General features: G+C 71.5%; 21 protein-coding genes, 1 pseudogene and 1 riboswitch. Of the genes and pseudogenes, 13 read left to right on the forward strand and 9 right to left on the reverse strand.

Features of this window, described 5'->3' with window-relative positions:
* From ACH4ZA_RS19010 to ACH4ZA_RS19030, 5 genes are all read left to right on the forward strand, one after another.
* Positions 1-636, forward strand: a 636-nt coding sequence (locus tag ACH4ZA_RS19010) for a flavodoxin-dependent (E)-4-hydroxy-3-methylbut-2-enyl-diphosphate synthase (protein ID WP_398430478.1), incomplete at its 5' end; no start/stop codon positions are given.
* A gap of 30 nt (positions 637-666) precedes the next feature.
* Entirely contained in the window at positions 667-2589 is a 1923-nt protein-coding gene (gene dxs, locus ACH4ZA_RS19015) for a 1-deoxy-D-xylulose-5-phosphate synthase (protein ID WP_398430480.1), read from the forward strand.
* The gene (locus tag ACH4ZA_RS19020; RefSeq protein ID WP_398430482.1) at positions 2586-3971 is read left to right on the forward strand and encodes an aspartate aminotransferase family protein; all 1386 of its coding nucleotides are present in this window, start codon (positions 2586-2588) and stop codon (positions 3969-3971) included. The genes dxs and ACH4ZA_RS19020 overlap by 4 nt, the downstream gene beginning before the upstream one ends.
* Before the next feature lie 168 nt (positions 3972-4139).
* Positions 4140-4772, forward strand: a complete 633-nt coding sequence (locus ACH4ZA_RS19025; protein WP_398430483.1) for a helix-turn-helix domain-containing protein — start codon at positions 4140-4142, stop codon at positions 4770-4772.
* Complete coding sequence (locus tag ACH4ZA_RS19030) at positions 4769-4891, forward strand: DUF6126 family protein (RefSeq protein WP_398430484.1); 123 nt, start codon at positions 4769-4771, stop codon at positions 4889-4891. Before ACH4ZA_RS19025 ends, ACH4ZA_RS19030 begins: the two co-directional genes overlap by 4 nt.
* 7 nt (positions 4892-4898) lie before the next feature.
* Here the strand turns inward: ACH4ZA_RS19030 and ACH4ZA_RS19035 are convergent, their stop codons facing one another.
* On the reverse strand, positions 4899-5696 hold the full coding sequence (locus ACH4ZA_RS19035) for a tyrosine-protein phosphatase (RefSeq protein WP_398430485.1): 798 nt from the start codon (positions 5694-5696) through the stop codon (positions 4899-4901).
* Positions 5697-5920: 224 nt separating this feature from the next.
* Here ACH4ZA_RS19035 and ACH4ZA_RS19040 point away from each other — a divergent pair, with 224 nt between their 5' ends.
* From ACH4ZA_RS19040 to ACH4ZA_RS19065, 6 genes are all read left to right on the forward strand, one after another.
* A complete protein-coding gene (locus ACH4ZA_RS19040; protein ID WP_398430486.1) occupies positions 5921-7996 on the forward strand; it encodes an alpha-galactosidase in 2076 nt (691 codons plus the stop codon).
* 304 nt (positions 7997-8300) lie between these two features.
* Positions 8301-8458, forward strand: a riboswitch (cyclic di-AMP (ydaO/yuaA leader).
* Between the two features lie 4 nt (positions 8459-8462).
* Positions 8463-9413 carry a peptidoglycan DD-metalloendopeptidase family protein gene (locus ACH4ZA_RS19045; RefSeq protein WP_398430487.1) on the forward strand — a complete coding sequence of 317 codons (951 nt, stop codon included), beginning with the start codon at positions 8463-8465 and terminating at the stop codon, positions 9411-9413.
* A 353-nt stretch (positions 9414-9766) separates the two neighbouring features.
* Complete coding sequence (locus tag ACH4ZA_RS19050; RefSeq protein WP_398430488.1) at positions 9767-10474, forward strand: DUF6250 domain-containing protein; 708 nt, start codon at positions 9767-9769, stop codon at positions 10472-10474.
* 126 nt (positions 10475-10600) lie between these two features.
* Positions 10601-11386 (forward strand): SGNH/GDSL hydrolase family protein, encoded by a 786-nt coding sequence (locus tag ACH4ZA_RS19055; RefSeq protein WP_398430818.1) that lies wholly within the window; start codon positions 10601-10603, stop codon positions 11384-11386.
* Between the two features lie 176 nt (positions 11387-11562).
* Positions 11563-12324: an SIMPL domain-containing protein gene (locus ACH4ZA_RS19060; protein ID WP_398430490.1), complete on the forward strand. Its 762-nt coding sequence runs from the start codon at positions 11563-11565 to the stop codon at positions 12322-12324.
* A 487-nt stretch (positions 12325-12811) separates the two neighbouring features.
* Positions 12812-12964, forward strand: coding sequence for a hypothetical protein (locus ACH4ZA_RS19065; protein ID WP_398430491.1), 153 nt, complete (start codon positions 12812-12814; stop codon positions 12962-12964).
* On the opposite strand, the gene ACH4ZA_RS19070 is transcribed toward ACH4ZA_RS19065, so the two are convergent.
* Positions 12961-13635, reverse strand: coding sequence for a TetR/AcrR family transcriptional regulator (locus tag ACH4ZA_RS19070; RefSeq protein ID WP_398430492.1), 675 nt, complete (start codon positions 13633-13635; stop codon positions 12961-12963). The genes ACH4ZA_RS19065 and ACH4ZA_RS19070 overlap by 4 nt on opposite strands.
* Before the next feature lie 42 nt (positions 13636-13677).
* Positions 13678-14859, reverse strand: coding sequence for a Glu/Leu/Phe/Val dehydrogenase dimerization domain-containing protein (locus ACH4ZA_RS19075; RefSeq protein ID WP_398430493.1), 1182 nt, complete (start codon positions 14857-14859; stop codon positions 13678-13680).
* A gap of 128 nt (positions 14860-14987) precedes the next feature.
* On the opposite strand from ACH4ZA_RS19075, the gene ACH4ZA_RS19080 reads away from it, so the two are divergent.
* Complete coding sequence (locus ACH4ZA_RS19080; protein ID WP_398430494.1) at positions 14988-16181, forward strand: MBL fold metallo-hydrolase; 1194 nt, start codon at positions 14988-14990, stop codon at positions 16179-16181.
* A gap of 96 nt (positions 16182-16277) precedes the next feature.
* Here the strand turns inward: ACH4ZA_RS19080 and ACH4ZA_RS19085 are convergent, their stop codons facing one another.
* The 4 genes from ACH4ZA_RS19085 to ACH4ZA_RS19100 are packed head-to-tail and all read right to left on the reverse strand — an operon-like array spanning position 16278 to position 19187.
* Complete coding sequence (locus ACH4ZA_RS19085) at positions 16278-17135, reverse strand: serine hydrolase domain-containing protein (protein ID WP_398430495.1); 858 nt, start codon at positions 17133-17135, stop codon at positions 16278-16280.
* Positions 17136-17140: 5 nt separating this feature from the next.
* Complete coding sequence (locus ACH4ZA_RS19090) at positions 17141-18163, reverse strand: HTTM domain-containing protein (RefSeq protein WP_398430496.1); 1023 nt, start codon at positions 18161-18163, stop codon at positions 17141-17143.
* Positions 18160-18840 (reverse strand): DUF5819 family protein, encoded by a 681-nt coding sequence (locus ACH4ZA_RS19095; RefSeq protein WP_398430497.1) that lies wholly within the window; start codon positions 18838-18840, stop codon positions 18160-18162. The genes ACH4ZA_RS19090 and ACH4ZA_RS19095 overlap by 4 nt, the downstream gene beginning before the upstream one ends.
* Positions 18837-19187: a hypothetical protein gene (locus ACH4ZA_RS19100; protein WP_398430499.1), complete on the reverse strand. Its 351-nt coding sequence runs from the start codon at positions 19185-19187 to the stop codon at positions 18837-18839. The genes ACH4ZA_RS19095 and ACH4ZA_RS19100 overlap by 4 nt, the downstream gene beginning before the upstream one ends.
* 179 nt (positions 19188-19366) lie before the next feature.
* Here ACH4ZA_RS19100 and ACH4ZA_RS19105 point away from each other — a divergent pair, with 179 nt between their 5' ends.
* Entirely contained in the window at positions 19367-19585 is a 219-nt protein-coding gene (locus ACH4ZA_RS19105; RefSeq protein ID WP_398430836.1) for a hypothetical protein, read from the forward strand.
* Here the strand turns inward: ACH4ZA_RS19105 and ACH4ZA_RS19110 are convergent.
* Both ACH4ZA_RS19110 and ACH4ZA_RS19115 read right to left on the reverse strand, forming a co-directional pair.
* Positions 19586-19702, reverse strand: a pseudogene (locus tag ACH4ZA_RS19110) (IS5/IS1182 family transposase); the annotation flags it as partial.
* Between the two features lie 156 nt (positions 19703-19858).
* Entirely contained in the window at positions 19859-20047 is a 189-nt protein-coding gene (locus ACH4ZA_RS19115; protein ID WP_398430819.1) for a hypothetical protein, read from the reverse strand.
* Between the last annotated feature and the right edge of the window lie 658 nt (positions 20048-20705).

Genomic DNA, 20705 nt, shown 5'->3' on the forward strand with positions numbered 1-20705 from the left:
GAGCACGACTTCCGTGACATCAAGATCTCCGTGAAGCACAACGACCCGGTCGTGATGATCGAGGCGTACCGGCAGCTCGCCGCGCAGTGCGACTATCCGCTGCACCTCGGCGTCACCGAGGCGGGCCCGGCCTTCCAGGGCACGATCAAGTCGGCGGTCGCCTTCGGTGCGCTGCTCTCCCAGGGCATCGGCGACACCATCCGGGTCTCCCTGTCGGCGCCGCCGGTGGAGGAGGTCAAGGTCGGCAACCAGATCCTGGAGTCGCTGAACCTCAGGCAGCGCGGTCTGGAGATCGTCTCGTGCCCGTCGTGCGGCCGCGCCCAGGTGGACGTGTACAAGCTGGCCGAGGAGGTCACCGCCGGGCTCACCGGCATGGACGTCCCGCTGCGTGTGGCGGTGATGGGCTGTGTCGTCAACGGTCCCGGTGAGGCGCGGGAGGCCGACCTCGGCGTCGCCTCGGGCAACGGCAAGGGTCAGATCTTCGTGAAGGGCGAGGTCATCAAGACCGTCCCGGAGTCGAAGATCGTCGAGACCCTCATCGAGGAGGCCATGAAGCTGGCCGAGCAGATGGAGCAGGACGGGGCCGCCTCCGGGGGCCCCGTCGTCACGGGGAAACCGGCAGTGACGGTGAGTTGAGGCAAGGCACGGACCGAGAGGGGGCCCGACGTGACGATCCTGGAGACCATCCGGCAACCACGCGACCTGAAGGCGCTGTCCGAGGCGGAACTCGGTGAACTGACCGACGAGATAAGAGAGTTCCTGATCCACGCGGTCGCCAGGACCGGTGGGCATCTGGGGCCCAACCTGGGCGTGGTGGAACTGACCGTCGCGCTGCACCGGGTCTTCGAGTCGCCGGACGACCGCATCCTGTGGGACACCGGCCACCAGAGCTATGTGCACAAGCTGCTGACCGGGCGTCAGGACTTCTCCAAGCTGCGCGGGAAGGGCGGCCTGTCCGGCTACCCCTCGCGCGAGGAGTCCGAGCACGACGTCATCGAGAACAGCCACGCCTCCACCGCGCTGGGCTGGGCCGACGGCCTCGCCAAGGCGCGCCAGGTACAGGGCGGCAAGGGCCACGTGGTCGCGGTCGTCGGCGACGGCGCGCTCACCGGCGGCATGGCCTGGGAGGCGCTGAACAACATCGCGGCCGCCAGGAACCGGCCGCTGATCATCGTCGTCAACGACAACGAGCGGTCGTACGCGCCCACCATCGGCGGCCTCGCCAACCACCTGGCGGCGCTGCGCACCACCGACGGCTACGAGCGGGTGCTGGCCTGGGGGAAGGACGTCCTGCTGCGCACGCCGCTGGTCGGGCACACCGTCTACGAGTCCCTGCACGGCGCGAAGAAGGGCTTCAAGGACGCCTTCGCCCCGCAGGGCATGTTCGAGGACCTCGGTCTCAAGTACGTCGGTCCGATCGACGGTCACGACGTCGGGGCCGTCGAGTCCGCGCTGCGGCAGGCCAAGCGCTTCCACGGGCCGGTGCTGGTGCACTGCCTGACCGAGAAGGGCCGCGGCTACGAACCGGCCCTCGCCCACGAGGAGGACCACTTCCACACCGTGGGCGCGATGGACCCGCTCACCTGCGCCCCGCTCGCGCCCGCCGGCGGGCCGTCCTGGACGTCGGTCTTCGGCGACGAGATCGTGGCGATCGGCGAGGAGCGCGACGACGTCGTGGCGATCACGGCCGCGATGCTTCACCCGGTGGGGCTCGGCAGGTTCGCCGAACGCTTCCCGGACCGCGTCTTCGACGTCGGCATAGCCGAGCAGCACGCGACGGTGAGCGCGGCCGGCATGGCGACCGGGGGCCTGCACCCCGTGGTGGCCGTCTACGCCACCTTCCTCAACCGCGCCTTCGACCAGGTGCTGATGGACGTGGCGCTGCACCGCTGCGGGGTGACGTTCGTCCTGGACCGGGCCGGAGTCACCGGCGTGGACGGGGCGTCCCACAACGGGATGTGGGACATGTCCGTGCTCCAGGTGGTGCCCGGGCTCAGGATCGCCGCCCCGCGCGACGCCGGCCAGCTCCGCGCCCAGCTGCGCGAGGCCGTCGCGGTGAACGACGCGCCGACCCTCGTCCGCTTCCCCAAGGAGTCCGTCGGACCGGAGATCCCCGCGGTCGGCACGGTGGGCGGCATGGACGTCCTGCACCGCGCCGAACGGCCCGAGGTGCTCCTGGTGGCCGTCGGCGTGATGGCGCCGGTGTGCCTGGGGGCCGCCGAGCTGCTGCGGGCGCGCGGCGTCGGCTGCACGGTCGTCGATCCCCGGTGGGTCAAACCCGTCGATCCGGCCCTGCCCGGCCTCGCCGCCGAGCACCGGCTGGTGGCGGTCGTCGAGGACAACAGCCGGGCGGCGGGCGTCGGCTCGGCGGTGGCGCTGGCCCTCGGCGACGCCGAGGTCGACGTGCCCGTGCGGCGGTTCGGCGTCCCGGAGCAGTTCCTCGCCCACGCCAAGCGCGGCGAGGTGCTCGCCGACATCGGTCTCACCCCCGTCGAGATCGCCGGCCGGATCAGCGCGAGCCTGGCCGTGCGGGGCGCTCCCTCCGCCGACGGTCCGCTCGCCGGCCCACTCAAGGAGAAGGCTGAATGACCACGGAGTTCGACCTCGGCGCGCTGCTGGCCGAGCGCGGAGCCGAGCGCTACGAGCTGCACGGCAGACACCTCAACCACCAGCTGCCGCGCATGCTGCACACCATCGGCTTCGACAAGGTCTACGAGCGGGGCGAGGGCGCCTACTTCTGGGACGCCGAGGGCCACGACTACCTGGACATGCTCGCCGGCTTCGGGGTGATGGGCCTCGGCCGTCACCACCCCGTCGTCCGCAAGGCGCTGCACGACGTCCTCGACGCGGGGCTCGCCGACCTCACCCGCTTCGACTGCCAGCCGCTGCCCGGGCTGCTGGCCGAGAAGCTGCTCGCGCACAGCCCCCACCTGGACCGCGCGTTCTTCGGCAACAGCGGCACCGAAGCGGTGGAGACGGCGCTGAAGTTCGCCCGGTACGCCACCGGCCGGCCCAGGATCCTGTACTGCGACCACGCCTTCCACGGGCTCACCACGGGCTCGCTGTCGGTGAACGGCGAGTCGGGTTTCCGGGACGGCTTCTCCCCGCTGCTGCCCGACACGGCCGTCCCCCTCGGCGATCTCGACGCGCTGGCCCGCGAGCTGAAGAAGGGCGACGTCGCCGCCCTGATCGTCGAGCCGATCCAGGGCAAGGGCGTGCACGAGGCGCCGCCGGGGTATCTGCGCGCCGCGCAGGAGCTGCTGCGCCGCCACAAGGCGCTGCTCATCGCGGACGAGGTGCAGACGGGCCTCGGGCGGACCGGCGACTTCTACGCCTACCAGCACGAGGACGGGGTCGAACCGGACCTCCTGTGCGTGGCCAAGGCGCTGTCCGGCGGCTATGTGCCGGTCGGAGCCACCCTCGGCAGGGACTGGATCTTCAAGAAGGTCTACTCCTCGATGGACCGGGTGCTCGTGCACTCGGCGAGTTTCGGCTCCAACGCGCAGGCCATGGCGGCGGGGCTCGCCGTGCTGTCCGTCATGGAGAACGAACAGATCGTGGCGAACGCCCGGGCCACGGGCGACCTGCTCAGAACCCGGCTTGCGGCACTCGTCGACACCTACGAGCTGCTCGCCGACGTCCGCGGCCGGGGGCTGATGATCGGCATCGAGTTCGGGCGGCCCCGGTCGCTGAAGCTGCGCGGCCGCTGGACGATGCTGCAGGCGGCGCGCAAGGGGCTCTTCGCGCAGATGGTGGTCGTGCCGCTGCTGCAACGCCACCGGATCCTCACCCAGGTGTCCGGCGACCATCTGGAGGTGATCAAGCTGATCCCGCCGCTGATCGTGGGGGAGCCGGAGGTGGACCGCTTCGTCGACGCCTTCACCGCGGTGATGGACGACGCGCACAGCGGCGGCGGACTGATGTGGGACTTCGGCAGGACCCTGGTCAAGCAGGCGGTCGCCAACCGCTGACCATGCCCTGGCACTGTAAGGGGACGGCCCCTCGCCCGGACGGCCTCCAGCCCGGACGGCTCCTCGCTGGAGGCGGCGGCAGAACGGTGGGGCGGCGGGATCGCCGACGGGTTTTGCCTCTGAGGCAAGAAATTTGCCGCAGAGGCAAAATCCGCGTGCAATGGAGGCATGAGCCCAACCGAGTCCGAGCACCCGGCGGAACAGGCCGAGGCCCTCTCCGCCGTCGCGCCCCAGCTGCGCGACCTGCGCCGCCGGGCCGCCCTCACCCTCGAGAGCGCCGCCCGGGCGGCCGGGCTCTCGCCCGCGCACCTCTCCCGGCTCGAGACCGGGCAGCGGCAGCCCTCGCTGCCGATGCTGCTCGCCCTCGCCCGGGTCTACGGTACGACGGTCTCGGAGCTGCTCGGCGAGAGCGCCGCAGCGCGGGGCTCCGTCGTGCGCGCCGCCGCCATGGAGCCGACCCGCGCGGGCGGCTGGACGTACTGGCAGACCGGCGCCTCCGGGCGGGCGATGCAGGCCCTGCGGGTCCACGTCCCGTACGGGGCGCAGGGCGACATCGTGCGCGTGCACCCCGGCGAGGAATGGCTGCACGTGCTGCGCGGACGGCTGCGGCTGCGCCTCGCGGACGCCACGGACCTGCTCGGGCCCGGTGACAGCGCGCACTTCGACTCGCTCACCCCGCACCGCATCGCCGCGCAGGACGCCGACGGGGTCGAACTCCTCTTCGTCCACACCTTGCTGCAGAGCCCCACGGCCACGCTGTGCCTGGGCCCGAACCCGTCAGAGACCGGAGCGACGTCATGAGCGACCTCGAGGAGAAGTTCCCCCGCACCCTCTGGATCCGGCTGATCATCTACATCGCCGTCGGACATCTCTTCGCGGGATTCCTCTGGCTGCTGTTCGAGGTGGGCGCCAAGCAGTAGGGCGCCGTCAGTCCAGGAGCCGCTCGCGCAGCCGGGCGCGGGTCTCGGGGGAGAGGCCGAGGCCCTGCTCCAGGTAGGCGTCGACGCCGCCCCAGGTCTGCTCCACGGTCTCGAAGGCCGCCTCGAGGTACTCCGCGCGGGCGTCGAAGAGCGGGCCGAGCAGCTCCATGACCTCGGGGGAGTAGGCGGCGGCGGAGGTGGCGCTGCGGTGCACCTTGTAGCGGCGGTGCTTGGCGTTGGACTCCAGGTAGTCGCCGAGGATCGCCTCGCGCTCCACGCCCACGGCGAGCAGCGTCACCGCGACGGACAGGCCCGCGCGGTCCTTGCCCGCCGCGCAGTGCATCAGCGCCGGCACGCTGTCCTCGGCGAGCGCGTGCAGCACCCGCGAGTGCTCCGCCGTGCGCTCCGTGACGATCCTGCGGTAGGAGGCGACCATCCGGGCCGCCGCCTTGCCGTCGCCGAGGATGCCCCGCAGCTGGTCGATCTCGCCGTCCCGCACCATCTTCCAGAACTCGGCGCCGTCCGCCGGGTCCGACAGGGGCAGGTTCACGTTGCGCACGCCCGGCAGCTCGACGTCCGGGCCCTCCAGCTTCTGGTCCGCGGCGTTGCGGAAGTCGAAGACGGTGTGCAGGCCCAGGCCGGCGAGGAACGCCGTGTCCTCGTCGGTCGCGTGCGCGAGGTGGCCGCTGCGGTACAGCACGCCGTGGCGCACCCGCCGGCCGTCGACGGTCGGCAGACCCCCGACGTCCCGGAAGTTGCGCACTCCGGCCAGCTCGGGCTCGGTCGACGGGATCTGCTGCGTCACGGGGGCTCCCTCCCAGTCGGTCCGCACCGGCGCGGCTCGTGGTGGCCGGCAGGACCTCCCCGACCATACGACACGGGCCGTCGGGGCAACGGTTCGTCGGGCCGGCGGCCGTGCGTCGCGTCCGCCCAGGTGGGGCGTCGTCCGCCGGAAGTTGCCCGACGGGCCGACCGCGTTCGATGATGTTGACGCTTGATCGCACCTGTTCGAAACAGTGGGGGTTTTTGATGCCCGAGATCGCCGACGCCGGCCGCACCTGGGTCCTGTCCGGGCCCACGAGCAGTTATGCCCTCCACCTCACCGAGGCCGGCGAGCTGGTCCATCTGCACTGGGGCCCGGGCATCGCGCTCGCCGACGCCGAGGCGCTGGCCGCGCTTCCCTGGTCGGAGCGCGGGGCGTCCTTCGAGTCCCCGCTCGACGGCCGTGAGGAGTACCCGGTCGAGGGCGGCCCCCGCTTCGTCCGCCCCGCCCTGTCGGTGCGCACCGACGAGCGCCGCGGCACCGAGTGGACCTTCGAGGCGCACGAGCGGGACGGTGACGAGTTGCGGCTGCGCTTTGGGGACGCCGGGCTCGCCGTCACCCTCCACTACCGGATGCGCGGCGACGTCGTCGAGCGGTGGACGACCCTGCGCAACGAGGGCGAGCAGCCGCTGGAACTGCTCCGCGCGGACTCGGCCACCTGGACCCTGCCCGAGCGGGACGACTGGCGGCTCTCGCAGCTGCACGGCCGCTGGGCCGCCGAGTCGCAGCTCGCGCGCACCCCGCTCGGCCCCGGCGAGACGGTCATCGGCAGCCGCCGCGGCCACACCGGCCACCAGCACCTGCCCTGGGTCGCCCTCGACACCGACGCCACCGAGGAGCGCGGCGAGGTCTACGGCTGCGCCCTCGGCTGGTCGGGCTCCTGGCGGATCGCCGTCGCCCGGCTCCCCGACGCACGTGTGCAGGTCACCGGCGGAGCCGGGTACGACGACTCGGGCCTGCTGCGCCTCGCGGCGGGTGAGTCCTTCACCACCCCGGTCTTCGCCGGCCTGTGGAGCGACGGCGGCTTCGGCGGGGCGAGCCGTGCCTGGCACGCCTACCAGCGGGCCCATGTCGTCCCGGACGCCGGGCGGGACCGGCCGGTGCTGTTCAATTCCTGGGAGGCCACCTACTTCGACATCTCCGAGGAGCAGCAGGCGACCCTCGCCCGGCGCGCCGCGGCGATCGGGGTCGAGCTCTTCGTGGTGGACGACGGCTGGTTCGGGGCCCGGACCGGCGACCACGCCGGGCTCGGCGACTGGCAGCCCAACCCGGACCGCTTCCCGAACGGGCTGAAGCCCCTCGCCGACTACGTGCGCGCCCTCGGCATGCAGTTCGGCATCTGGGTCGAGCCCGAGATGGTCAACCCGGACAGCGACCTCTACCGGGCGCACCCGGACTGGGTGCAATTCCAACCCGGGCGAAAGCGGACGGAGTTCCGCAATCAGCTCATGCTGAACCTCGCACGCGAGGACGTCCAGGAGTACCTCTGGGAGCAGCTCGACGGGCTCCTGTCCAGCGCGCCGATCGACTACGTCAAGTGGGACTTCAACCGCTGCTTCACCGACGCCGGCTGGCCGGACGACCCCTATCCGCAACGTCTGTGGGTCGACCACGTGCGGGCCCTGTACGCCCTCCTGGACCGGCTGCGGGCGGCCCACCCCGGCGTCGCCTTCGAGTCCTGCTCGGGCGGCGGCGGACGGGTGGACCTGGGGATCATGAGCCGCACCGACCAGGTGTGGACCTCCGACAACACCGACCCGCTGGACCGGCTCGTCATCCAGCACGGCTTCAGCCAGATCCACCCCGCCCGGGTGATGGCCGCGTGGGTCACCGACAGCCCCAACACGCAGCTCAACGGGCGGGTCAGCTCACTGCGCTTCCGGTTCGTCAGCGCCATGGCCGGGGTGCTCGGCGTCGGCGGGGACCTCGCCGAGTGGAGCGAGGAGGAGCTCGCCGAGGCGCGCCGGTGGGTGGACCTCTACAAGGACATCCGGACGCTCGTGCAGCAGGGCGACCTGTACCGGCTGCGTCCTCCGGCGGGCGGCCTGAGCGCCGTCCAGTACGTGCTCGGCGACGAGGCGGTCGTCCTGGCCTGGCTCCAGGCCCAGCGGTTCGGTGAGCCCGTCCCGGCGCTACGGCTGCGCGGACTCGACCCGACGGCGTCGTACGAATGCCGTGAAACGGGAGAAGTCCACCGAGGCGCGGTGCTCCTGCATCACGGGTTGCACACCGGACTGCGGGGCGACCTCGATGCGACGGTTATCCGACTGCGTCGCATCTGAGGTTTCTGTCCGAATTGGATTCTTCGTGATAACTCGCTCTGGAATAAAGAAAGCTGGAGCGGCGTCACGTGAGCAGCGTCATAAAGGTGACCGTGCGTCGCCCGTCATGTTCACGTAATTCATGTGGATTTCCGGGGTGCTTGACCCAATAGGGTTGTTTTGATTCACGGAGGGTGACCGGGAATTCTCGCGGCGGATCAAGACAAATGCCATGGCCGTGCAACCTCTGCTTGTCCCTGTGCGTCCTGGTCGCTTACGTTCCACACCAATCCGGACGGACGCCCAATCCTGCCGCCGCCCGGAATCCGCACACCCACCCGTACACGGCAGGAGCGGGGGACCCACAGGCACGACCGCCTGTTCCGGTCCCGGAACAGGCTCGGGGTAAAGCCGCGTCCCGACGCGGCCGGACATCTCCAGTCCGCACCCGACAGCTCACCCCGCAGGCGCCGGAGAGGAATTCGTCATGCCCGCGAAGGGTAAGCACCGTCGTCCCAAGGCCCAGCGCCTCACCCGTTCCATAGCCGCCGCCGGAACCGGCGGGGCCGCGCTCGCCCTTCCGCTCATGGCCGCCTCCGGCGCCCACGCGGCCACTCCGGAGTCCGCGTCCCAGGCCGTCTCGCAGGCGGTCGCGCAGACCGTTTCCCAGAAGGCCGCGCAGGCCGCCCCGGCGGCCCGGAAGACCGCCGCCGTCACGACCTACACCGTGCGCTCCGGTGACTGCCTCTCGAAGATCGCGACCGAGCAGCACGTCGGCGGCGGCTGGAAGAAGCTGTACCAGGACAACCGCGAGGCCGTCGGCGCCGACCCCTCGCTGATCCACCCCGGCCTCAAGCTGTCGATCGGCAAGAAGGCCTCCGCCGGCGCGCCCAAGTCGTCCGGCTCGGCGTCCTCTTCGTCCTCCTCCGCGAAGTCGTCGACGTCCTCGAAGTCCTTGACGGCGGCCGAGTCGTCGTCCTCCGCATCCACCGCGAAGGCCGCCGTCCAGGCCGCCGAGAGCAGCAGCGGCGACTTCACCCTGCCCGTGTCCGGCGCCACCGTCGGCACGCCTTACCACCAGTCCGGCAGCATGTGGTCCAGCGGCTACCACACCGGCGTCGACTTCGTCGTCCCGACCGGCACCCCGCTCAAGGCCGTCGCCGCGGGCACCGTCGTCTCCGCGGGCTGGGGCGGCGCCTACGGCAACCAGGTCGTCATCAAGCTGAACGACGGCTACTACGCCCAGTACGCCCACCTGTCCCAGCTGTCCGTCTCGGCCGGCCAGACCGTCGGCGTGGGCCAGCAGGTCGGACTCTCCGGCGCGACGGGCAACGTGACCGGACCGCACCTGCACTTCGAGATCCGCACCACGCCGGACTACGGCTCGGACGTCGACCCGCTCGCCTACCTCCGCTCCCACGGCGTCTCCGTCGGCTGATCCCCGCCGCCGACCCGCCCGACGCGCAGCCGAAGGCCGGACCCCGATCGCGAGATCCGGGGCCCGGCCTTCGGCGTGCCCGCGTGCGGGCCGCGTTCGCCGCTCGGCCCTCGGTGCCCGGTTCTGATGCGTCGCGGGGCCGGAAACACGTGATCGTCTCATTGCGGTCCTGTGGCGTGTCCGGTCGCGGTGTCGACAGGCGACGCCGCGAGCCGACACAGTGGTCCGGTCAGACGGCAAGCGCTTTCATCGTCGGCCTCGGACCCGGTGGGACGTCGACCAGACGTCGGCCCGGCGTCCGCCGCTCGCGGAAGCCGCCCCGCCGCCCGGTCCGACCGAAGGAGACGCATCCCGTGACGACGACGCGCAGGGCATTCGGCGCACTCGCCGCCTCCGCCGCCCTGGCGGCCCTCGCCCCCGCGACGACGGCGAGCGCCGCGCCCCGCCGCCACCGGCTCCTCGCCCACGACGACTTCCGGCACGGGCTCGGCCGGTGGGCCGTCGAGCGGGAACAGGGCGGTACGGTCACCGCCTCCCGCGGGAGCCTGGAGATCGACGTGCCCGCCGGCGCGACCGTCTGGTTCAGGCGGCGGCTCGAGGGGCCGTACGTCCTCGAGTACGTCGCCACGCCCATCTCCGCGGGCGGGCCCAACGACCGCGTCTCCGACCTCAACAACTTCTGGAACGCCGTCGACGCCCGCTCCCCGGACGACCTCTTCGCCACCCCCCGCGGCGGCGCCCTCGCGGAGTACGACCACCTCAGGACGTACTACGTCGGCTACGGCGCCAACGGCAACACCACGACCAGGCTGCGCCGTTACGTAGGCGAGCCGGGCGTGCGCCCGCTGCTGTACGACTACACCGAGCCGCTGCTCGTCGCGAACAGGCCGCACCACGTGCGGATCGTCTCCGACGGGCCGGTCGTCCGCTGGTGGATCAACGGGCGGCCGGTCTTCGACCACACCGACCCGGAGCCGTACACGGGCGGCCACTTCGCCTTCCGCACCACCTGGAGCCACTTCCGCATCAACGACTTCCGCGTGTGGTCGCCTATTCCCTGATTGGCAAATTCTTTAGGAGTGTCCTTTCTCACCGAGCGTCAACCCCTGCCTACGGTCGCGTAGGTCACATTCAAAGGTGAATCATGATCTGCCGTGGCAGACGATTCGAAGAGTGACAACAGATCAGTGATCGGGTCGTACGTGGCGGTGGGGGACAGCTTCACCGAAGGCGTCGGCGACCCCGGCCCCGACGGGGCGTTCGTCGGCTGGGCAGACCGGCTCGCGGTGCTTCTCGCGGACCTGCGGCCCGAAGGCGACTTCGCCTACGCCAACCTCGCGGTCCGCGGAAAGCTGCTCGACCAGATCATGGAAGACCAGCTCACCAGGGCGGTGGAACTCGCCCCGGACCTGGTCTCCTTCTGCGCGGGCGGCAACGACATCCTCCGCCCCGGCACCGACCCGGACGAGGTCGCCGAGCGTTTCGAGCGCGCGATCTCGGCCCTGACCGCCGCAGCCGGCACGGTCCTGGTGACGACCGGCTTCGACACCCGTGGCGTCCCTGTGCTCAAGCATCTGCGGGGCAAGATCGCCACCTACAACGGACACGTCCGCGCCGTCGCCGACCGGTACGGCTGTCCCGTGCTCGACCTGTGGTCCCTGAAGTCCGTGCAGGACCGCAGGGCCTGGGACGGCGACCGGCTCCACCTCTCCCCGGAGGGGCACACACGGGTGGCCCTGCGCGCCGGGCAGGTCCTAGGCCTCGACGTGCCGGCCGATCCGGAGCAGCCCTGGCCGTTGCTCCCGCCGCGCGGCGCCCTCGACGTACGGCGGGACGACGTGCACTGGGCCCGCGAGTACCTGGTGCCCTGGATCGGACGCCGGCTGCGCGGGGAGTCCTCCGGCGATCATGTGATCGCCAAGGGCGAGCTCTCCCCCGACGACATCAGGATGCGCATCGCGGCCGTCGCGTAGCGGGTCCGGCAGCACGGCTCGCCCGTGGGGGAGCGGCCGGCCGTGGGCGTCGTACGGCCGGCCGCTCCACCAGTGAGGTGATCGCACGGGAGTGGCGTCGGGGCGGGACCCGGAGCCGGTGCTGGGATGACCGCACCCGCACCGTCCGCGCCGACACCTTCGAGGACCGGTCCCGCATGCGCCTTTCCCGTACGTCCGTCGCCGCGGCGCTCGTCGCCCTGCTCACCCTCGGCGGCCCGGCGCTCGCCGCGCCCACGGCGGCGGCGCTGCCCGCCCGCCCCGCAGCCGTACCGGCCGACGCGGTACGGGCCGACGCCGCCACCGTGACGGTGACCGGTGAGGGCAGCGCGAGCGCGGAGCCCGACGTCGCGGTCGTCGGCGCCGCCGTCGAGGCCACCGCCAAGACCTCGCAGGCCGCGATGGACGCGCAGAGCAGGGCGGCCGCCGCGCTGCTCGCCGCGGTCCGCGCCGAGGGCGTCGCCGACCGGGACATCCGCACCGAGAGCGTCTCCCTCCAGCCCGTCCACGACTACACGGGCGGCGCGCCCCGCCTGACGGGCTACCAGGCCGCCCAGTCCTTCACCGTCAAGGTGCGCCAGGTGGCGAGGACCGGCGCGGTACTGCAGGCGGTCACGGACGCTGCGGGCGACGCGGCCCGCATCGGCTTCGTGGTCTTCGGCGTCTCCGACCCGGCCCCGCTGCAGGCCCGCGCGCGGGAGGCCGCGCACGCCGACGCCCGGGCCAAGGCCGAGCAGTACGCCCGCCTCAGCGGCCGCGTCCTGGGCCGGCTGATCTCGCTCAGCGAAGACGCGTCCACCACCCCGCGCCCCGTCCCCTCGGCCGGCGACACGCCCGGCGCCGGCATGGCCGCCGTGCCCGCGGCCCCCGGCGAGATCCGGGCGACGGCGACGGTGACGGCGGTCTACGCGCTGGACTGAGCACCGCTCAGGCCGTACGGCCTCTCTGCGAGCCCGGCGAGCCCAGCGAGCCCTGCGGTCCCGTCCGCCTCGGCCGTCCAGGGTTCGGCGCTTGCGGCCATGTGGCCATGTGGCCACGCGAGCTTGCGGGCGGGCGTGCGGCGCTCGCGGGCGGCTCAGCCCGTCGGCTTCCGGCGTCCGGCTTGCGCGGTCCGACTCCGGCGTTCGGCTTGCGCCGTGCGACTCCGGCCGCCGGCTTCCCGCTACCGGTCGATGCCGTCGGCTGCCGCTCCGAGCTGTCGGCGGCCAAAGTCCCTGTGCGCCGGAGGTGCTGGAAGGCGCGAGAGGGTCGGGGATGCCGGGAGGCGTGGAACGGCCCCAGGTGCCGGAGGCGCTGGAAGGCGCGGGAGGGGCGGGAGGGCCGGAGACCCCCTAGGTGTCGGGAGGGGCGCTGGCCTCGGAAGGCGCTGGAGCTGCCGGAGGCGCGGGAGGGCCGGAGATCCTCCCGGTGCTGGAGGTGCTGGAGGTGCTGGAGGTGCTGGAGGTGCTGGAGGTGCTGGAGGTGCTGGAGGTGCCGGGGGCGCCAGAAGACGCGGAGGCGCTGGAGGTGCCGCAGGGTTCGGAGGCGCCGGGAGGCGCGGGAGGGCCGGAGATCCCCTAGGTGCCGGAAGGGTCGGGGGCGTCGGAAGGCGCGGAGGCACCGGGGGTGCCGGAGGCACCGGTGGTGCCGGGGGTTTTGGCGGGGAGTCCGAGTTCCCGGTTCAGGGCCTCGTCCGCCCACTCCCGTGCCCGGGTCCGGGACACCGCGCCCGCATAGGACGTCAACTGCACGGCGAGTCCGTCCAGCAGGGCGGTCAGACGCAGCGCCGTGCCGGCCGGGTCCGGGCACCGGAACTCGCCCGCGGTGACGCCCTCCGAGATCACCCCGGCGAGCGCCGCCTTCCACTCCCGGTCGAGATGGCGGGCGACGTCCCGCAGCGCCGGCTCGCGCAACGACACGGCCCAGCCCTCGATCCACAGCCGCCAGCCCTTGGCCTGGCCGGTGGGCGCGTACCAGTGCACCGCCGCCCGCAGCCGGCGCAGCGCCGTGGTGCGGCGGCCGACCAGCTTGCGCAGATGCGCCAGATCCTCCTGGGCCGCGCGGGCGAACGCGTCGGCGACCAGCTGCTCCTTCGTCGAGAAGTGGTACAGCACGAGCGCGTTGCTGACGCCGAGGGCCCCGGCCACGTCGGCGATCCTGACCGCCGCGACGCCCCGCGCCTCGATCTGCTCGATGGCCGCCCGCAGGATCTCCTCCCGCCGCTCGGCCACGCTCAACCGGACCCTCACCACGTCCGTCACCCTACACAGGGGCTGTGAGCTGCCCGGACGCCGTCATCGGCTGCCGCCGAACCGCTCCGTGACCGCCTGCTGCCGTTCCTGCGCGAGGGCGTGCGCGGCCGCCCGCGGGGTCGTCCCGTCGGCCTCCGCGCGGGCCAGCACCCGCTCCGTCAGGAGGCGCATCGAGCGGCGCGTGTGGCCGAAGGCCTCCTCGGCGTCCGCACCGACGTCGCCGAAGAGCGTCCACCACCACCAGGCGTTCGTCCCGGAGTTGACGACGACGTCCGGCAGCACGATCACCCCGCGCGCGTGCAGCAGCGCCTCCGCCTCGGGAAGGACGGGCATGTTCGCGGCCTCGGCGATCCAGCGCGCGGTGACGCGCTCCTGCTCCCGCACGCCGATCGTGTACGACACGGCGGCCGGCACCAGGACCTCGGCCTCCGCCGACAGCCAGGCGTCGCCCGGCAGTTCGCGGTCGCCGGGGCGCAGCGCGGACCGGTCGACCGTGCCGTGGCCGTCCCGCGCGGCCAGCAGCGCCTCCACGTCGAGCCCGTCGGGGTGGGCGATCGTGCCTTTGACGTCGGCGACGGCCACCACCGTCAGCCCCGCGCGCGTGAGGAAGCGCGCGGTCGCGCCTCCCATGGTGCCGAGCCCCTGGAGCGCGACCCGGGTCCCGGCGTGGGGCGCGCCGGCCCGGTCCAGTGCCGTCAGCACGGACTCGGCCACTCCGCAGCCGCCGACCAGCTCGTCGAGGCCGATGCCGTCCACCTCGACCGCGAAGGCGTCCGCGAGGCGCGCGCGGGCCGCGGGCGCGTCGGCCAGCAACGGATAGACCGCCTGCACGGACGAGACGAGACCCGCCTCGGCGGCGGCCCGGTCCACCAGGTCCTGGGTCAGCCCCAGGTCCTCGCCGGTGGTCCAGCAACTCTCCACGTACGGACGCATCGCCCGCAGGTAGCGCACCAGGATCCCGTAGGCGCGCGGATCCCGTGGATCGCAGTCGATGCCACCCTTGGCCCCGCCCAGCGGGACGTAGGCCGCGTCGGGGTCGTAGTGCAGGGCCTCCTTCAGGCTCATGCCGCGGGCCAGGCCGGTCACCTCCGCCAGGGTGCAGCCCCTGCGCATCCGCAGTCCGCCGCTGCAGACGCCGCGCACGAGACGGTCGACCACCAGGAATCCCTGACGGCCGGTGACCTCGTCCGTCCAGGTCAGGGACAGCAGGGGGGCGTCGGACACACGGACTCCAAGGCCGGGACGGTACTGAACAGTGGGTCAGTATTCCGGATGCGTTGCCGGGGCTGTCAACGCGTTGTCCGGCCGGGCGACCATAATGGAATGCCTCAGCGACCCCACCTGGAGGTACCGTGTCCGGTTTCCGTTCCCTGAGCTCCGGGCTCCGCGGTCTGCAGCCCGAGGCCTTCGGCGCGGATCCGAGCGGTGAGCGCCTGGCGCGCATCCGCAGATCGCCCCACTACAAGGACGGCGTCTTCCAGAACCCCGGCGGCCCGGCGCGCACCCGCCCTTCGGGCTCGATGCTGGAGTTCGCCAAGGTCTTCTTCGACAAGGAGCAGCGCCCCCGGCGTGCTCCCACGGGCACCGTGCCGGTGCACGCCACCACTCTCGCCGACCTCGCCAAGCCGCCGGTCACCGGACTCAGGGTGACCTGGATGGGGCACTCCAGCGTGCTCGCCGAGATCGACGGGCAGCGGGTCCTGTTCGACCCCGTGTGGGGCGCGCGCTGCTCCCCGTTCGCCTTCGCGGGACCCAAGCGGCTGCACCCGGTGCCGCTTCCGCTGGCCGCGCTCGGCCCGGTCGACGTCGTCGTCATCTCGCACGACCACTACGACCACCTGGACCTGCCCACCGTCAAGGCGCTTGCCGGCACGGACACCCTGTTCGCGGTGCCGCTCGGCGTCGGCGCCCATCTCGAGCACTGGGGCGTGTCCGCCGGCCGGCTGCGCGAGCTGGACTGGCACGAGGCGACGGAGGTCGGCGGGCTGACCCTGACGGCCACCCCGGCCCGGCACTTCTGCGGCCGGGGCCTGCGCAACACCCAGCACACCCTGTGGGCCTCGTGGGTGGTGGCGGGCGCGGAGCACCGGCTCTTCCACAGCGGGGACACCGGTTACTTCGACGGTTTCCAGGACATCGGCGCCGCGCACGGCCCGTTCGACGCGACGATGATCCAGGTCGGGGCGTACTCCGACTTCTGGCCGGACATCCACATGACGCCCGAGGAGGGCATGCGGGCCCACCTCGACCTCCAGGGAGGCGTCGGCGGGGTGATGATGCCGATCCACTGGGCCACCTTCAACCTCGCCACGCACGCGTGGGCGGAGCCGGGGGAGTGGATGAAGGACGCGGGCGAGGAGGTCGGTCAGGCGGTGGCGCTCCCGCGGCCGGGCGAGCCGTTCGAGCCGGCGGGAAGGCTGCCCGTGGAGCCGTGGTGGCGGGCCGTCTCCGGTCCGATCGCGCACCCCTGGCTGCGGCCCAGGCCGACGCGGGCTCCCGCCGAGGAGGCCCCCAGCCATGATCTCGACCTCGCCGGTGATCGATGACAGCGAGCGAGGAGGACCTCGGCCGGATCGTGCGACCCGGCTGAGGTGCGGCTCGGATCGCAGGGCGCCGATCTCCTTCCGTCCGCCGGTCCGGGATCAGGTACCGCCGCGATCTCCGGATGCCGTGCGCAGGTAGTCCAGGCCCGCGCGATCTGTCGCGTCGGAGGCGGAGCTCAGACGGTGGACCACCGTCCAACGTCCGTCCGGTACGGCGCCGGCGAAGACGGACGCCGTACCGGTCGCTCCGTTGTGCCAGATCACGGGCAGCGGCCCGGTGCGCTGCCATCCGGGCGCCGGGTCCCCGAGTGCACGCTCGAGCACGAGGCCCGTCAGTACGCGTGCCAGCGTGCGAGGGGTCGCCCACAGGCCGCCGGCGGGCAGGATCGCGCCGGTCATGGTCCACGGTTTCACCGTGCGGCCGAACCACCCGGTCGGCAGCAGCCGACTGTCCTTCGGGGGTGCGGCGCTCATGGCGTGCGCCGGCAGGCCGAGGGGTGACAGCACGAGTTCGGCGACGAGGTCCTCGTACGCCTGCCCGGTCGCCGCAACCAGTGCGGCGCCGAGCACGGCGTAGCCGAGGTTGGAGTACTCCTCGCGTTGTCCCGAGGGGGCGACGGCGAGGAGGTCGAGTCCGGCGACCAGGCCGCGCAGCCGGTCGTCGGTGAACTTCCGGTACGGATCGCGGCGGGACGTGCCAGGGGGGAGCCGGGGCAGACCCGACGTGTGCTCCGCCAGATGATGCAGGGTGACCCCGGTTCCCGGCGGGGCGTCGAGCCATCGCTCGACGGGGTCGTCCGGCGTCAGCACGGCCCGCTCGGCCAGCTGCTGGAGGATGGTTGCGGTGATGACCTTGGTGAAGGATCCCACCTCCACGTAGGCGTCGGGGTCGTGTGCGCCGGTGACGATCGGAGTCTCGTGGGCGCTGCCGAGGATGCAGGAGGGGACGGTGACCATGGCCGTCAGTTCGCCGTCTGAGGGACGGGGACGTCGACCGTGTGGTCGCTTTCCGGCGTGCCCCCCTCGGTGACGGTCCCGGCGCCGGCGGGCTGCTTCCGCGTCCGGCGTGCGGCCATGCCGCGTGCCGTCCGGCGTGCACGGTCCAGGGCCGACGAGAGGAAGATCAGGTCGCAGGCGATCATCGTCAGGGCGAACGCGGTGAGTCCCATGAACACACCGATGGACACATGGAACGCGATGGACGCCGCCGCCGTCCACGGACGCAGGCTCGGCACCAGGATCCCCATCGGGAAGTACACCAGGAACAGGGTGGTGCTGTAGGTGCCCAGGAAGACGAGCAGATCGTTGTCGTAGACCAGGCTGGACCAGCCCGGCAGCTCGAACTCGGGAACGCGCATGATGTAGAAGAGCGCGGTGCCGTCCTGCCAGACCTCTCCCTGCACCTTGTACAGACCGCTCACCACGTACACGAGGCACATCTGCACGGCGATCGCGGCCACGCCGAGATTGTGCAGGGGGACGCCGAGGCAGCGCAGGTCTTCGGGGAGCCGTCTCGTGACGCGCCGGGCGAGACCGCTCGAGAAGGAGAAGTGCCTGTAGCAGTCGGTCAGCAGCAGCATGGGGATGACGAGTTGAGCGAGGTTGTCCCCGCCGTCCAGGAATGCCGACTGCCGCTCGTAGAGCGACCAGAGGAGGACTCCGTGCGCCGCGAGGACCATCCTGCCCCCCACGCCGAGGGTGACGGCCAGAGCGGCGAACAGCCCGAGGTGGAAGACCACCTCGAACCAGACCTGGGAAGTGCTCCACGCGTAGAGGCTGAAGCTTCCCTTCTCCCTGATCTCCTCGACGAAGAGGCGGTGGGGCAGGACCGAGTCGGCTCCGGGGCCGAACAGATAGCTCCGGTCGCCGTAGTGGCTCAGGTAGTACATGAGGCCGACGAAGCCCAGCAGCGCGCGGGTCCCCGACACCCCCAGTGCGGCGACGGGGCGACTGGCGGCGGCGTCGATCGCGTCCTTGACCCTCACCGGAGGTCCACCGCCTTCTTCCACGGCAGGTCGTAGAGGTCCACTTTGCTCTTCGCCTCGGGATTCTTCCGCTGCGACCACGGGGGCAGCGTCTTGATGTACATGCGCACCTGGACAGCGGCAGGCGCCGTGCCGTCGGGGCAGACGTCGTGCATCTGGGTCAGCGAGAAGCGGGACAGGGAGCGCTCGGCGTCCTCGTGCTGCCTCTTCTCGTAGGGGGTCAGAGGAATGACGCGCTTGTGCTTGCCGTCTTTCGCTTCGGGGTCGTCCGTATTCTTCACTTCCTCTTTCTGCCGGAGTCGCAGCAACAGGTCATCAGAATCATTCAGCTGATTTATGCCGTTGCTTACGAGGCGCACCGTCCGGGAGGGGAAGAATCGGTCTTCCTGGGTCTCCTTGATCAAAGGTCCGGTCACGTCGTAGAAATCCGTGACGGAACCGTCGGAGCACCTTCCGCGAGCTATTATCCCCTCGTTGTCCTTTGTCGGATTCGGAGCGAAGAGACTCCAGTTCTGCGTGAAGTACGGCTCCAGGTAGCTGCTGATGAGTCCATGAAGCTTGATCTTGGCGGGGCTGAGTGGCGCCTGGGAGAACGCCGCGAGAAAGAAATGGGCGCCCAGGAGGGCGGCACCGGCCAGCAGTGCCGCCCTCTGGATGCGCCGATGGCGCGCTATCACCTGTCGAAAGCGGTCGCGGCAGCGGAGGCGCCGTCGACGGACACCTTTGCAGGCGCGCTGAACAGGCTGAAGTTGTTCGCCACCTCGGACGCCTGGTGAGCGACGGAGCTGGCGGCGGCCCGTGCGTGCACGCTGGCGCGAGCAGCGGCCCGGCCGGCCGCTGCGGCAGCGCGTGCGGCGGCAGCGGCCTGCGGGGTCGCCGGAGCGTCCTCGCTGACGGCCTGGGTGCTCAGGCTCACGTCAGCCTGCGGCGGCGTGGAGGCCTGAGCCGAACCCTGCATCGACACCGTCAGCAGGGTGCCTGCGACGGCCATGCCGAAAGCGACGGCGGCATTCTTCTTCTTCATTTTTTCCCCTCTTTGTTTCTGGTCGCCAGGGGTGAAGACGACGGCACGTCGGAAATGTTGGTCAGACATTCCCGACCGCTCGCCCCCCGTGGACGAAACAGGTTCTTCTCCGACGGGGGCGGAGGATTTTTCACGACGTTCGCCCCGTATGCCTGCTTGCTTCCGCAAGGAGACGTCTCATGTCCGCCGTGATGCCTGATGATCTTATGGAGATCGTCAGGTACATCTCAAGAAGTGCCCATGTGGTGATCATCACAGTGCGATGTCCGCGTCTTTCCGCCCTGATTCGTTCGCTTGTCCTTCGTTTCATCGACGGGTGTTATCGGTCAGCGGCCGACGCAAACCCATTGGGCTATTTCGGCGTTGCCGCTCAGGGTGAGGGGGGTCGCGGTGAATGACGTCATTCGGATCGGTGTGAGCTCACGACCCGGTGGACGTTCGAGTGGCGTCGTCACCCGCGAACCGGCGCGGACCCAGGCCCGGTCGGCGAGGACCGGGACGCCTTGGCGCCCGCAGGACGCGGTCGGCTTCACGCGTGGGCGGTGCCGACGGGGATGCCGAAGCCGGCGGCGAACCGGGTGGCGGCGCTCACCCTCGCGGGTGACATCAGCGCGGTGACCTGCTCGACCCGTGCATGAGTCGTCCGTATGCGGCACGCTCGCGCAGAGCGCTCATCCGACGGTCTCCGCCGCCTCGCTCTCGGACTTCTCGGGGAAGATCAGCCGCACCCCGCCGGCGATCACCAGGAAGCAGGACAGCAGGACGGCGAAGCGCATGATCTTCGCGGCGCCCTCCCAGTCGGACGACGGCCCCAGGACCAACCAGAAGGCGAGAGCCATCCCCGCCATCACCACCGTCACGCCAGCCAACCGACGCACCCCATGATCCCTTCGTCCTACGACCTTCACACAACCGTTTTACTCTACGCACCGGTAACTGCGGCTCGGAGCACGGCAGATGGGCATCTGGCCGAATCGCGCCGCACGCTCCGCGGTGCGGCCCGGGTGAAAGCCGTGCGGACCAGGCGCAATCACCCGGCCTGCGAAACGGACGCCGCCGTACTTCTGCCCGCGCCGGGCCGATCGACGAACGCAGCGTCCACCCGAGTCGGCGGAACCATGTTCATGCGGCGTCGTCACCGTGAGGCCGGGCAACCGCGCCGGGGGAGGCGCAGATCCATGCTTGGCTCAATGTGGCCGGTGACGCGGAGGCCCGCAGGGGACAGCGACCGTTGGGCGATCCGGCACCCAAGGCCAGTACTGATACCCACAGTGACATTCGGGCGGGTGTCGCCGAGGGCGGGGAGGCGCCGGAGGCGGTTCCGGGGGCCGACGGGAACGCGGTGACGTACGACCGTGCGAGTCGGGGTGCATTCGCCGCTCGGTCCGCGCGGTCACTTCCGTACCACCCCTGATCAGGTCTGATCGAAATTTTTTTATGCTGCCTCGCCGAGTGCGCGGGCTTATCGGTCTGTCGTACGAAGCCTCATACCAGAGCGGGACCCTCCCTGGGGGACTT

Source organism: Streptomyces sp. NPDC020597 (assembly GCF_044335095.1).
In the GTDB taxonomy this organism is placed as follows: domain Bacteria; phylum Actinomycetota; class Actinomycetes; order Streptomycetales; family Streptomycetaceae; genus Streptomyces.